Here is a 588-nt window from a genome sequence, read left to right as displayed (position 1 = left end):
CGCGACGCCGGCGACGGCGGGGTCGTCTACGCCACCGGCTCAGCCCGGGTGGTGTGGGTGGACCACCACGCGGGGCGTGCGGTCGCCGTACCCGCCAACGTCCGGGCGCTGCTGCCGGCGTCGTGAACTTCCTGGCGCACGCCTACCTCGCCGGCGACGACGACCCGGCGTTCCTGGCGGGCAACTTGATGGGCGATTTCGTGCGCGGCACGCCGGACCCGGCACTGCCGGCAGCGGTGCGCGCGGGCATCCGGCTGCACCGCCGCGTCGACGCCTTCACCGACCGCCACCCGGTCGTGCGCGACGCCCGGCGGCGCTTCCCGCCGCCCCATCGCCGGGCCGCCGGAATCATCCTGGACATGGCCTTCGATCACTTCCTCGCCCGGGACTGGGCCAGCCACCACCCCACGGCGCTGCCCACCTTCACCCGCGGCGCGTACACCGCACTGGAACGCCAGGGCCGGCACCTCCCGCCACGCCTCGCCGCAATCCTGCCGCGGATGCGCGACGGCGACTGGCTCGCCGCCTACGCGGACTTCGACAGCACCGTGGCTGCACTGGAGCGCATGGCCGCACGGCTGTCCCGGC

1 protein-coding gene is annotated in these 588 nt (G+C 75.3%); it reads left to right on the top strand.

All coding sequences use genetic code 11. The features are described from left to right. Nucleotides 1–122: 122 nt before the first annotated feature. Nucleotides 123–588, top strand: a 466-nt coding sequence (locus G7A99_RS23905; protein WP_163144567.1) for an ACP phosphodiesterase, incomplete at its 3' end; no start/stop codon positions are given.

The sequence above is a fragment of the Arhodomonas sp. KWT genome, assembly GCF_010993615.1.
Note: the sequence above shows the minus strand (reverse complement) of the source record. Positions and strands in the feature narration are given on the sequence as shown.